The organism is Blautia sp. HA9023, assembly GCF_056504095.1.
On record NZ_JBWLUR010000006.1, the window covers coordinates 690,109 to 704,086 of the forward strand.

Here is a 13,978-nt window from a genome sequence, read left to right on the forward strand (position 1 = left end):
CTTTTTTGACATCGTATCTGCCTGTGATGCGGTGTCTTTTTTTATGTTGAAGGAGACTTTTTTATGTCAGGTACTTATTACAGATCCAGTCGTGTCATTTCCAAAAACAACGCAAGAAACTATCTTTCCTCAAATGTAAAGATCCCTGCGCCAATTGAATATATCGCGTCGGAAGCTTTTCAGAAAAAGACCAAGATCTCCTCTGTCTGTTTTCCGGACACGCTTAAAAATATCGGCGCCAGAACCTTTCAGGGCTGCACTCTTCTGAAAGAAGTATTGCTTCCCACCCAGGTGGAAAATATGGGATCCAACGTATTTTCTCAATGTAATTCCCTGAAAAAAGTCATTCTTCCTCAGGCACTTTCTTCTATCCCGAGAGCCGCCTTTCAGGAGAACCGAAAGCTTGGATGTGTGATCTTTCCCCATGATTCACAGATTTCCCGGATCCGCTCCGAAGCTTTTTCACAGTGTACCTCCCTGGAATCCCTTCAGCTGTCTTCCGCACTTACCCTCATCGAAGACCGTGCTTTTTACCGCTGTAAAAATCTCCGTTCCGTGGATTTCCCGGAAGGTCTGAAACGTATCGGAAAAGAGGCTTTTTATTTTTGTGCCATAGAAGAACTTCATCTTCCCCAGTCCCTGGAATTTTTGGACGAAAGCGCATTTTTTAAGTGTATGAATCTTACTTATGTCTGTCTTCCCACAAATATCCATTATATCGGCAAATGGGTATTCCACGGATGTAACCGTATGAAATATCTGGAGATCCGACACGATCCCGATTTTATCGGGCCATGGATCATCAACCGTGCCTGTACCATCCGGTGTTATAAAGGTTCCAAAGTAGATGAGTATTGTAAGGAATTTGATTTTAAAGTTGAATATTTATGATCAAATGATCAAAAACGGCATTTTTTCACATTTCATTCTGTGAAAAAATGCCGCTTTTATTTTTCAGGGGATAACAGCTTTATTTAACTGTTACCTTGCATGTTACTTTTTTGCTTCCGCTCTTTACGGTGATCACTGCTGTTCCTGCTTTTTTTGCTGTGATCACACCTGTGCTGCTTACGGTTGCCACGTTCTTATTGGAAGAAGTGTAAGTAATCTTCTCACCGGATGTGAACGGTGTACGTACTGGTTTCAGGGTTGTCTTTGCTCCTTTTTTCAGAGTAAGGGCAGATTTTACACCTGTGATCTTTGTTGTTTTTACTGTAGATTTCTGAACAGTTACTGTGATATAAGCTTTCTTTCCGCTCTTTAAGGTTACGGAAACTTTTGCTGTACCAGCTGTTTTTCCGGCTTTGATCACACCTTTGCTGCTTACAGTTACGATCTTTTTGTTGGTAGTTCCCCATGCCTTTACAGCATCACCGTTGGCAAGTCCTGTTACTTTCACTCTGGATGTGGACTGATTTACTTTCAGAGTGATCTTTGTTGCGTTCAGTTTCAGGGTTGGAGTCAGTTTTTTGCCGTAAGGTCTGGTTGTCTTTGTTTTATAACCGCATTTGGAGCAGACTTTTGTCTGTACTGCCGGTTTGAATACGGTTGCTTTTGTTGTTGTTTTCCAGGTGTAAGTATGTCTTGTCTTCGGGATACTTACTGTCTTTGTTGCGCCGCAGACTGTACAGGTATATGTTTTCACACCTGCTGTTGTACAGGTAGCTGCTTTTGTTACTTTACCTTTGTCATAGGTATGTGCTGCATATCCGTTCTTTCTCTCATTGCTGGAGATGTTGCACCAGGAATTTTCGTTTTTGGAATTTGCACATTCATGCCAGTGGGCGTTTTTGTCAAATGTCCATGCTGTCTCCCAGACATGATTCTCTTCTTCCGGATAGTAGTCTGTGTAATGAAGAACGATCTGGTCATTGTTCTTTACTTCCTGCTCGGAAACTCCAAGATCCGGATAAGAGCCGTTTAATGTATACATCCATCCGCTGTATTTTCCGTTTGTAAACTCGCCAAGTGTAACATCACCTTTTGTGATGGACGCAATGTAGTTTCCGGATGGATTCTCGCATGTCATGTTGTTGGCAAGTAATGCTGCGTCAATGACATCTTTTGCCGTAGAGCCTTCTACAACGGTATACTCACTCTGCTCCAGCCAGGTCTCCAGATTTCCTGCATAGTAGGTATGATACTGATGATCTTTATCACTGTCGTGAACCTGGTCACCTAAGATCGTAAGGGAAACTTTGATCTTCGGCACTACCAGTTTGGTAAGCTTATCTGCATCTGCACCGAGAGGATCATCGGTACGGTTATGCTGTGCTTTCGTTGCACCGGAAATACTTGGCCTTCCGTTTTCTGAATTGTAATAAGTTACGCCTTCCACAGGTGTGGGATTTGCATAATTTGTATCAACGAAATCGATCGCTCCGATTCCTTTTACATCTTTACAGGTATACTCATTGTTCTCGATGATGTTGTATTTATCAATACCTTTGATGTAACCGATCACACCGCCGACACGTGTTCCGTTTGTTGCGCTTACCGTTCCCTCAAAGGAGTTGTTCTGAATATACTGGATACCGTTGTCCCAGCACTGTACCATACCGGTCTCAGAACCAAGGATACCACCTACATAGTCATTTCCTGTGATCGTTCCGTTGGAATAGCAGTCCTGAATCGTTACACCTGGTGTGTTCGGCGCAGAAGATTCACCCCACCGTGTTCCGCCGTATCCGCCGCCGGAAATACCACCTGCGTAATTTCCGCTTGCAGTTACGGTTCCGTAGAACTTACAGTTTTTCAGTGCATAGGTTCCCATAGACTGACCTTTGTTTCCGCTGATACCGCCTACGTATTTTGTTCCGTAGACATCTGCGTAACTTACGCAGTTCTCGATAGTTCCGTTGAAGTCACCACCAAAGGAACCGATATTGGACTGTGCTTTGTCATATCCGATCACAACACCTTTTTCTACAGTACTGTTGGTGATGGTGATCTGGTTCTGTCCGGATGCATATCCTCCGATAAATCCGGATTTCAAAGTCTGTGTTCCTGCTTTTAAAGTTACATTGTCGATCTTGATCGGGTTTCTGGAACTGTGATCAACCTCATAATTACAGACAACACCGTCAGACGCGATCTGCTCTCCATAGATATTCAGATTTTTCAGAGTAGAATCTGCTACATAACCAAGAAGACATTTCTCCCCTTTCGGTACTGTCAGCAGATGGTTGTCTCCGTCCAGATTTCCCTGGAATTTGGATGTTTTTATTCCGATCGGAGTCCATCCTTCCGGAAGTGTGATATCCTCTGTAAATTTCAGATACTGGTTTGCAAAAGTACCTTTTCCGTTGTTTACATAATCTGCAACTGCCTGAATGTCAGCTGTGGATGTAACCAGGTACGGATCTGCCTCTGTACCGGTTCCTGCCAGTGTCAGATCTCCGCTTTCCTCACCATCTGCAAATGCTGCTACAGCCTCTCCTGCGGAAAACGGATCTTCGCTCTCCTGTGTGGAAACAGCTGCTGCGTCTTCATCCTGTGAAAGATCTTCTGCGTCATCTGCTTCCAGATCAATGCTTTCTGCGTCATCCTCCTGCTGTTCCGGAACGTCCTCCTCTGTAGCTTCCTCTGTTACTTCTTCTGCGTCAACCACATTTGTGTCTGTGAAATCAGCGGCCCAGGCAGATGCCGGAGCAGTGCCGATCATAGCACTTGCAAGAAGAATACTGAGAATTTTTTTGCGTTTCATAACCTTTCCTCCTTTTGATTTTTCGGTGACAGCTTTCTTTTTTGCTGTTTTAATTGAAAGATCATGATGCCACGAGGGCAACAAAAAAGGTAACAGAAAAAGTCCCTTACGGGATTTCTGTTACCTGATAGACGTTCTTTATGCGCAAACTGACTTCTGTAGTCACTATCTTTTTAAAAAAAGCTCCGGCCCGCCGACTGTACGACAACGCATTTTCCTGTACAGGAATCTCACCTGTTCGCCTGAAAGCTTCCTTTCATTCAATTATTCACCTGACTTCATTATACAAATGAAGTCAGGTGTTGTCAAATCAAATGTTTTTTAGTTCTCTTTTACGATAACCTTATCCAGGTGCCAGATATCATCTACATACTCCTGAATGGTTCTGTCGGATGTGAACTTACCGCTGCATGCTGTGTTCAGAAGTGCCATCTTCGCCCAGCGTTTCTCATCTTTGTATGCTGCCTCAACACGTTTCTGTGCTTCTGCATAGGAACGGAAGTCGCCAAGGATGAAGTACTGGTCAGGTCTCGGCATGTTGCGTTTGTCGAGAAGTGAATTGTAGATGTCACGGAACATCTCTGTATCGCTGGAGAAGGTTCCGTTGATCAGCTGCATCAGTACCTGACGGATCTCCGGATCTGTGTTGTAGATGAAGTCCGGATCGTAACCGCCGTTGTTCTCATAGTTGATGATCTGGTCGGAGCTCATACCGAAGATAAATGCATTCTCCTCGCCAACCTCCTGTACGATCTCAACGTTAGCACCATCCATGGTTCCAAGTGTCGGAGCACCGTTCAGCATGAATTTCATGTTACCTGTACCGGAAGCCTCTTTACTTGCTGTGGAGATCTGCTCGGAAACATCTGCTGCCGCAAAAATGATCTCAGCGTTGGATACACGGTAGTTCTCGATGAATACAACCTTCAGCTTACCGTTGATGGAAGCATCATTGTTTACAACATCTGCCACACAGTTGATCAGCTTGATGATCTTCTTTGCACGTGCGTAAGCTGCGGAAGCTTTTGCACCAAAGATAAATGTTCTTGGATAGAAATCCATCTCCGGATGTGCCTTGATCTGGTTGTACAGATAGATCACATGCAGGATGTTAAGAAGCTGACGTTTGTACTCATGAAGTCTCTTAACCTGGATATCGAAGATAGAGTGCGGGTCAACCTCAACACCATTGTGCTCCAGGATATATTTTGCAAGACGCTCTTTGTTCTTGAACTTGATGGTCATGAACTCCTGAAGAGCCTTCTCATCGTCTGCGTAAACCTTAAGCTTGGAAAGCTGGGAAAGATCTGTGATCCAGTCCGGTCCGATCTTGTCTGTTACCCAGTCAGCCAGAAGCGGGTTTCCATGAGCAAGGAAACGTCTCTGTGTGATACCGTTTGTCTTGTTGTTGAACTTCTCAGGCATCATCTCATAGAAATCCTTCAGCTCCTGATTCTTGAGGATCTCGGTATGAAGGCGTGCAACACCGTTTACAGAGTAGCCTGCAACGATCGCAAGGTGAGCCATCTTAACCTGTCCGTCATAGATGATCGCCATCTTCTTAACCTTCTCGAAGTTTCCAGGATATTTCTGCTGGATCTCAAGAATGAAACGACGGTTGATCTCCTCGATGATCTGGTATACACGCGGAAGCAGTCTGGAGAACAGCTCGATCGGCCATTTCTCAAGTGCCTCGGACATGATGGTGTGGTTGGTGTAAGCACAGCATTTTGTTGTGATATCCCATGCCTGATCCCAGCCAAGACCTTCCTCATCGATAAGAATACGCATCAGCTCTGCAACTGCAACTGTCGGATGAGTATCATTCATCTGGAATACAACCTTCTCATGAAGCTTTGTGATGTCATCGTGTGTTTTCTTATATTTGGCAATCGCTGCCTGAAGGCTGGCAGATACGAAGAAGTACTGCTGTTTCAGACGAAGCTCTTTACCTGCCATATGGTTATCATTCGGATAAAGTACCTCAACGATAGTACGTGCAAGGTTCTCCTGCTCTACTGCGTTGTGATAATCACCCTTGTCAAAAGAGTCAAGGTTGAAGTCTACGATCGGCTCTGCATCCCAGATACGAAGTGTGTTTACAACATCATTATTATAACCTGTGATCGGCATATCGTAAGGAACAGCCTTTACTGCCTGATATCCCTCATGGATAAATTTATTCTCGTTCTTCACCGGATCCCACTCAACACGTACGTATCCGCCGAAATGAACTTCTTTTGCATACTCCGGACGACGGAGCTCGAAGGGATAGCCGTTCTTCAGCCAGTTATCCGGTACCTCTATCTGATAACCGTCACGGATCTCCTGCTTGAACATACCATAACGGTAACGGATTCCGCATCCGTATGCACAGTAGTTCAGAGTTGCAAGAGAATCCAGGAAGCATGCTGCCAGTCTTCCAAGTCCACCGTTTCCAAGAGCCGGATCCGGCTCCTGGTCTTCGATGCAGTTAATGTCAAGTCCAAGCTCCTCAAGAGCCTCCTTAACCTCGCCGTATGCACCAAGGTTAATCAGGTTGTTTCCAAGGGCACGGCCCATAAGGAACTCCATGGACATATAATATACGATCTTCGGATCCTGTTTTTCATACGCCTTCTGGCTCTTGAGCCAGTTGTCAATGATCACGTCCTTCACAGTGTAGCTTACAGCCTGAAAGATCTGCTCCTGTGTAGCCTCTTCCAGTGTTTTTCGATAAAGGAATTTTACGTTTTCTTTTACACTTTTTTTGAATTCCTCTTTCTCAAACTGCTTGTCAATCATTAGTTTTCCTCCTGTACTTTGGATACTCCCAGTGTTACAGCCTCTTTATTGATGTTCCACTCCTTGGTGTAACCCTCTGCTTCTCCCAGAATAATGTTTTCTGCCAGTACTTCACGTTTGATCTCATCCTGGTTTGCTTTCATGATATCCATGATCTTATCGTTATCTTTTGCATAGACAATGATCTTGTCCATGACTTCGAAACCAGCCTCTTTACGCATAGTCTGAACCTTGCTGATGATCTCGCGGACAAAGCCCTCCTGGATCAGTTCGGGTGTAAGGTTTGTATCAAGGACAACGGATGTCTCACCGTCTGTCTCTGTCACATAGCCCTCGCTCTGGGCTGTTTCGATCAATAAGTCTTCCTCTGCAAGCTCGACTCTGTTTCCGTCAATGTCAAGAACGAGAACACCATTATCTCTCAGCTCTTTCATTGCTGCGGTTCCGTCGATCTCGGAGAGTGCGGTACGGATGCCGTTCAGAAGCTTGCCGTATTTCGGTCCTACTGTACGAAGCTGCGGCTTGAAGCTGTAGGAAATGAAGGACTCTACATCATCTGCGAATTTCACTTCTTTTACGTTAAGCTCATCTGCGATGATATCTGTGTAGAATTTATCCATCTTCTTCTCAGCTTTTACATACATGGTTCCGATCGGCTGACGGTTCTTGATGTTTGCGGTATTTCTGCATGCACGTCCGAGAACAACGATCTCAAGAAGCTCTTCCATGTTTGCCTCAAGATCCTTGTCGATCCATGCCTCGTTTACCTTCGGGTAATCGCAGAGATGGATACTCTCCGGAGCGTTTGCATCAATGCTTCTTACAAGGTTCTGGTAGATATCCTCAGTCATGAACGGGATCATCGGAGCTGCAGCCTTGGCAACTGTTACCAGTGCTGTGTAAAGTGTCATGTAAGCATTGATCTTATCCTGCTCCATGCCCTTTGCCCAGAAACGCTCACGGCTTCTTCTTACATACCAGTTACTCATATCGTCAACAAATTCCTGAAGTGCTCTTGCAGCTTCCGGAATCTTGTAGGAACCAAGATCCTCATCGACAGTCTTCACCATGGTATTCAGCTTGCTGAGCAGCCATTTATCCATAACCGGAAGCTTATCGTAATCTAAAGTATATTTAGTTGCGTCAAAATTGTCAATGTTCGCATACAGTACGAAGAATGCGTAGGTGTTCCACAGAGTGCTCATGAACTTTCTCTGTCCCTCTACAACTGCCTTGCCGTGGAAACGGTTCGGAAGCCACGGAGCACTGTTGATGTAGAAGTACCAGCGGATGGCATCTGCACCATATTTGTTCAGTGCGTCAAACGGATCAACGGCATTTCCCTTGGACTTACTCATCTTCTGTCCATTCTCATCCTGTACATGTCCCAGAACGATTACGTTCTTATATGGAGCCTTGTTGAAAAGCAGTGTGGACTCAGCAAGAAGGGAGTAGAACCATCCTCTTGTCTGGTCAACAGCCTCAGAAATAAAGTCTGCCGGGAACTGCTGCTCAAACAGGTCTTTGTTCTCAAATGGATAATGATGCTGTGCAAAAGGCATTGCTCCGGAATCAAACCAGCAGTCAATTACCTCCGGTACACGGTGCATGGTCTTGCCGCAGTCCGGGCACTTCATGGTGATATCATCAATGTATGGGCGGTGAAGCTCGATAGTCTTCGCACGCTCGTCACCACTCTTCTCATAGAGATCCTGGCGGCTTCCTACGGATTCCATATGTCCGCACTCACACTGCCAGATATTCAGTGGTGTTCCCCAGTAACGGTTTCTGGAAATACCCCAGTCCTGAACGTTCTCAAGCCAGTCACCGAAACGTCCTTTGCCGATGCTCTCCGGGATCCAGTTGATTGTATTGTTGTTGCGGATCAGATCATCCTTTACTGCTGTCATCTTGATGAACCAGGACTCACGTGCATAGTAGATCAGCGGTGTATCACATCTCCAGCAGTGCGGATAATCATGCTCGAATTTCGGTGCGTCAAAAAGTTTGCCCTCTTTGTCAAGGTCTGTGAGGACCATCGGGTCCGCTTTCTTAACAAATACACCGGCGTATGGTGTTTCTTTGGTCATGTTACCCTGTCCGTCTACGAACTGTACAAACGGAAGATCATAATCACGGCCAACACGGCTGTCATCCTCACCAAATGCAGGTGCGATATGAACGATACCAGTACCATCGCTCATGGTAACGTAGCTGTCGCAGGTTACGAAGTGAGCTTTTTTGTGCTGTTTTGCAGCTGCCTCTCCTGCACATGCAAAAAGCGGCTCGTATTCTTTACGCTCAAGGTCTGTTCCTTTGTATTTCTCAAGAATCTCATATGCAGGCTCGTCATCCTTTGCAAGCTTGCCGAGAACTTTGTCCAGAAGCGCCTCTGCCATGTAGTATGTGTAGCCGTCTGCAGCTTTTACCTTGCAGTAGATCTCATCCGGGTTTACACAAAGTGCAACGTTGGATGGAAGTGTCCACGGTGTTGTTGTCCATGCCAGGAAGTATGCATCCTCACCGACAACCTTGAAACGAACGATTGCGGAACGCTCTTTAACAGTTTTGTATCCCTGGGAAACTTCCTGTGCGGAAAGCGGAGTTCCACAACGCGGGCAGTAAGGAACGATCTTGAAACCTTTGTAAAGAAGGCCTTTGTCCCAGATTTCTTTCAGTGCCCACCACTCGGACTCGATGAAGTTGTTGTCGTATGTTACATACGGATGCTCCATGTCAGCCCAGAAACCAACGGTAGAGGAGAAATCCTCCCACATTCCTTTGTATTTCCATACGCTCTCTTTACACTGCTGGATAAATGGCTCAATTCCGTACTCCTCGATCTGTTCCTTGCCGTCAAGACCAAGTTTCTTCTCAACCTCAAGCTCAACCGGAAGTCCGTGAGTATCCCATCCTGCTTTTCGCGGAACCATGTATCCCTTCATTGTACGGTATCTCGGGATCATATCCTTGATAACTCGTGTCAGAACGTGTCCGATGTGTGGCTTACCATTAGCGGTAGGCGGTCCGTCATAGAATGTGTATGTCTCGCCCTCTTTACGGCTGTCCATACTCTTTTCAAAAATCTTATTGTCTTTCCAGAATTTCTCAACTTCTTTTTCGCGGTCAACAAAATTCAGATTCGTGTCAACTTTACGATACACAATTTTTACCTCCTGTGTCTGATTACTGGCTGCTGTCTCATTTATAAGATGCAGCGGTTTATTTCTTCACAGATACTTGTTCGTGCCAGTGTTTCTTTCGGGCACTTATAAAAAAAGACCCCATCCTGTAAAAGGACGAAGTCTGATTCGCTGTACCACCTGTTACATTATACGGGCCTGTTGTCCGGTTCCCTGCGCCCTCTTATTCTTAAGCTGCCAGGCTCCTGTGCCATGTCTTCCCATGGCGGACATTATCGTATCTGCCGATATATGTTCCCTGTAACGGAGGAAATCCGTCAGTTCTTACTTGAAATTACTGATATCTGTAACTCAGATATCGTTCCCCGGCTGCTTCCGGCCAACTTCAGAACTGAAGCTCAGGAGTGATATTCCATCATATTTACTCGCCCCGGGCTCTCACCATCCCCGGTTCGCTGCCAGTTTTCCATATGACTTACTGTCTCCATCACAGCTTTTTCTATATACGCTGTATATTATAGGTTGGGGAAAATCTATATGTCAAGTGTTTTTGACGGATTTCCTCTTATTAAATGTGCATATTTACGCATATTCATGGAACAAAAGCTGTGGTTCCTCAATTTTCACAGACTGTAAGTGGTTTTTCCAAAAAGAAAGTGGTATACTACTACAGAATCACGCAGACGGTGATATGTCTGCATCACATATGGGCAGATTTTCGCCCGGATTTATTATTGAAAGGTATTTTATGATGAAAATTTCAAAAAAACGATCCCTGCGCCGGATCTTTGCAGGTATTCTCTGTATGGGAATCCTTTTCACAGGTACACAGCCCTGTGCCGCAGCAGCTTACGGATACGATGAATATGGTGATCCGATCGTTACTGCCACACCGGTTCCTGACGCACAGACAGCAGATTCCTCCGGTCAGGCTGCAGCAGACACCGCTCCGGCACATTCCAGCTACTATTCACAGGCCGCTGATACAGACTCTATTGAAGGCTGGCCAACAGGCCCGAACATAGAAGCACAGGCTGCAGTTCTTATGGATGTGAATACGGAGGCAGTCCTCTATTCCAAAAATGCAGATACACAACTTTATCCGGCCAGTATCACCAAGATCATGACAACTCTTCTGGCCTGTGAAAATTTAAGCCTGAAAACTAATATCGTAGTCTCTGACAGTGCTTCTGCCAGTGTGTCTGCCGGAGATTCCAGTATTTACGCCGCTCCCGGCGAAAAATTCACCAGAGATCAGGCTCTTATGGCTGTTATGCTTCAGTCCGCCAACGAAATGTCTGTAGCTGTTGCTGAGAAAGTTTCCGGCTCTGTAAAAAAATTCACTGAGCTTATGAACTGGCGCGCCAGACTTTTCGGATGCAAAAATACTCATTTTAACAATCCAAACGGACTTCCCGATGAGAATCATTACACCACAGCTTCCGACATGGCAAAAATCGCGAAATCTGCCTGGATGAACCCGCTTTACCGCAAGTTCTGCACCAGACGTTACTATGAGATTCCTCCTACAAACAAATTTGCGGAAGCAAGGCAGCTTCTGAACCACCACAAGATGATCAAAAACGGGGAATATTATTACGAAGGTGTTCTTGGTGGAAAAACAGGTTACACAGATGCATCCGGAAATACACTCGTCACCTATTGCAGGCGTGGAAATACAACACTTGTAGCAGTGATCCTGAATTCTACTTCTGCCGCAAACGCCTATGGTGACACTGCTTCCCTGTTTGATTATGGTTTTGGAAATTTTGAAAAAACAGATATGAAAGTGTCCATGGAACCAGTCCCGTTTAAGGTACTTCCATGTGATAAATATATTCTTAAGAACAACGGAAATACTTATCCGTTTTATTATAAGACAAAGGTTTATGTGACTTTACCAAAAGGAATTGACAAATCACAGCTTACCAAACGCCAGGCCGTTCTCCAGAATGCTGCCGGCCTGCTGCGTCTGAAAAGCAAATATTATTACAAAAAACAAATGGTTGGCTGGGGAATGCAATACGAACGGAATGTCGTATCAGATCTTCTTGTCCAGGCTTCTTGAGACTTTTCTGCGGCGGAGAGATTCGTGCTTTTCACGGATTTCATCCGCCGCTTCTGTATCTTCTGCTTTCAGGGTTTTTACCCCGAAATATTTTCCCTCATCGGTTTTTCGGATTCTGATCTTCCCTGCAACGGGTCCATGCTCGTGGCAGAGGGCAAGGCTGTAATATACCTTGGAATTGTTGGTACTGAACCAGCGAATCTTCCGCTTGGCAGGGCATCTGCAGATAGGACACACCGTGCTCACCATAGTGCGGTCCTTCATCAGGCGTTCTTTTGATACAAATTCCCTGGATACAAACTTATCATGATCTGTATAGGAAATATAAATTTCCTTCTCTTTTGATTTTGGATTCTGGTATACATCCAGGGATGGATGACGGATCATGCAGGCTTCATCAATCTCCAGAAGGATTCTTGCCGTATAGCTGGCATCTGCCAGTGCCCGGTGAAAATCCCGGTTCTTCGGAAGTTTAAGATAATCAATGGCATATTCCAGGGAACGTCTGGCAATTCCATCTTCAAATTTCACACTGAAAAGCTTCTGTACATCATAATAATGGACCGGTCCTGGGATCAGCTTCAGAAGATTATAATATTTCATGTTTCTCTGAAGCTCCATTACATCCTGGTTTCCCCAGGTAAAAAACCGATATTCCGGTCCGCACCATTCCAGAAATCTGCGGATCGCTTTTGGAAAAGGAAGTCCTTTCTCCAGTTCATGGAAATCTACGTGGATCACCTCATGGATGCTGTCGTGGATCCAATGGTACACTTTGGGCTTGATCAGGCACTGGAAGGTGTCGATGATCTCTCTTTTTTCATTTAATTTTACTGCCCCGATCTCAATGATCTCAAAAGGGAGTCGACTGTCCGGATGTTTTCTTCCATCCGGATTCTGGTTCCATTCCAGGTCAAATACAATATAGTTCATGGGTTTTCTGTCCTCTTAACTGACAGTGTGCACAGATATGTTTATGGAAAGCAGACAGTGTATTCTCTCTGCTTCATGGCCTGCTCACGGTTATTTCGCGGCTCTGCATCCGGACACGGAATAAATTGATTCAAACAGTTCCTGCTGAAAATTTCCGGTGTCTGCATCTGTCAGTATTATATCTTTCATTTCGTCTTCTTCGTGTAACCACCAGCGGAAATCACATAATGTGGCACCTCGTCCGGCACCTTCAGAACAGTCTACATCCAGGAGTGCTTTTTCCGTCTTAAAAAACTCCGGATGAAGAAGGTACATAAATGGTACCGCATCATGAATACTTGCCACACAACGGTATTTGGTAGGATTTCCAAGTACATAACCGGCCATATCGCCGCAGGCTTTTGCAACCGGGTTACCGGACTGGCATAATTTCATAATCTGGTTTCTGGTGAGATTGCATTTCAGGGTAGCATCCAGTCCGCACATCACCAGTGGAATTCCGGAAGAAAATACGATCTTCGCTGCTTCCGGATCTGCATAAATATTGAATTCCGCTGCCGGTGTGATGTTTCCGCCTTTCGCCGCGCCGCCCATAAATACGATCTGGCGGATCTTCTCCTTCACCTCCGGAAAAATCCTCAAAAGCAATGCAAGGTTGGTCATTGGTGCTGTCTCGATCACCGTTACCTGTTCACCTTCCGGAAGGTCATTCAGAATATCACGGATAAAAAGCACTGCATTGTCTGATGCGAGCTCTTTTTTTGTCTCCGGCAGAACACAGTGGCCAAGGCCTGTCTCTCCGTGGAATTCTTCTGCATGAAGCGGCTCTTTTACAAGAGGGCGCTCCTGGCCTTTTGCCACAGGAACTTTCAGTCCGTAAAAATCTGCCAGTTCCAGTGCATTCTTCGTTACTTTATCAATGGTAGCGTTTCCTGCAAATGTTGTTATCGCAAGAAGCTCCAATTCGTCCTGATGTGCCGCCGCATAAGCCAGCGCAATGCCGTCATCAATTCCCGGATCGCAGTCCATAATAACCTTGATTCTATCTCCCATATGTTCACCTCTGTAAAAACTCTTTCCCCAATTTATAGTATTACCGAATTTCCGCTGTTTACCTGTTCCAAGTATAACAGAGTGGGGAAAAGGTGTAAAGATATTCAAAAGGTACGTCTGAAGTGCGGCATCTCGATTCCGCTGCGCTGCATCTCGATGTCGGGCGTCCGCCCTATACAGGTATGTAGAAAGCCCAGCTTATGTGCGAGCACAACACTGGGCTTTCTACATACCTGTGCACTTCAGACTGGAACGCAAAAAGCCCCTCTGCCGGGGTTGGCAGAGGGGTGA

The 13,978-nt window shown here is 45.4% G+C and carries 7 protein-coding genes; 2 read left to right on the forward strand and 5 right to left on the reverse strand.

Annotation, left to right across the window (positions count from 1 at the left end; genetic code table 11):
- The first annotated feature begins 63 nt into the window (after positions 1–63).
- The gene (locus AC04Q6_RS07205) at positions 64–891 is read left to right on the forward strand and encodes a leucine-rich repeat domain-containing protein (RefSeq protein ID WP_118062212.1); all 828 of its coding nucleotides are present in this window, start codon (positions 64–66) and stop codon (positions 889–891) included.
- A gap of 79 nt (positions 892–970) precedes the next feature.
- Here the strand turns inward: AC04Q6_RS07205 and AC04Q6_RS07210 are convergent, their stop codons facing one another.
- From AC04Q6_RS07210 to ileS, 3 genes are all read right to left on the reverse strand, one after another.
- Positions 971–3,706, reverse strand: a complete 2,736-nt coding sequence (locus AC04Q6_RS07210; RefSeq protein ID WP_118070812.1) for a DUF4430 domain-containing protein — start codon at positions 3,704–3,706, stop codon at positions 971–973.
- A 321-nt stretch (positions 3,707–4,027) separates the two neighbouring features.
- A complete protein-coding gene (locus AC04Q6_RS07215) occupies positions 4,028–6,490 on the reverse strand; it encodes a glycogen/starch/alpha-glucan phosphorylase (RefSeq protein ID WP_118070810.1) in 2,463 nt (820 codons plus the stop codon).
- A complete protein-coding gene (gene ileS / locus AC04Q6_RS07220; protein ID WP_118070808.1) occupies positions 6,490–9,654 on the reverse strand; it encodes an isoleucine--tRNA ligase in 3,165 nt (1,054 codons plus the stop codon). Before ileS ends, AC04Q6_RS07215 begins: the two co-directional genes overlap by 1 nt.
- A gap of 727 nt (positions 9,655–10,381) precedes the next feature.
- Here ileS and AC04Q6_RS07225 point away from each other — a divergent pair.
- The gene (locus AC04Q6_RS07225; RefSeq protein WP_242997096.1) at positions 10,382–11,701 is read left to right on the forward strand and encodes a D-alanyl-D-alanine carboxypeptidase family protein; all 1,320 of its coding nucleotides are present in this window, start codon (positions 10,382–10,384) and stop codon (positions 11,699–11,701) included.
- On the opposite strand, the gene AC04Q6_RS07230 is transcribed toward AC04Q6_RS07225, so the two are convergent.
- A complete protein-coding gene (locus AC04Q6_RS07230) occupies positions 11,675–12,634 on the reverse strand; it encodes a 3'-5' exonuclease (RefSeq protein WP_118070806.1) in 960 nt (319 codons plus the stop codon). The genes AC04Q6_RS07225 and AC04Q6_RS07230 overlap by 27 nt on opposite strands.
- Positions 12,635–12,724: 90 nt before the next feature.
- Positions 12,725–13,687 (reverse strand): nucleoside hydrolase, encoded by a 963-nt coding sequence (locus tag AC04Q6_RS07235; RefSeq protein WP_021976592.1) that lies wholly within the window; start codon positions 13,685–13,687, stop codon positions 12,725–12,727.
- Positions 13,688–13,978 lie beyond the last annotated feature (291 nt).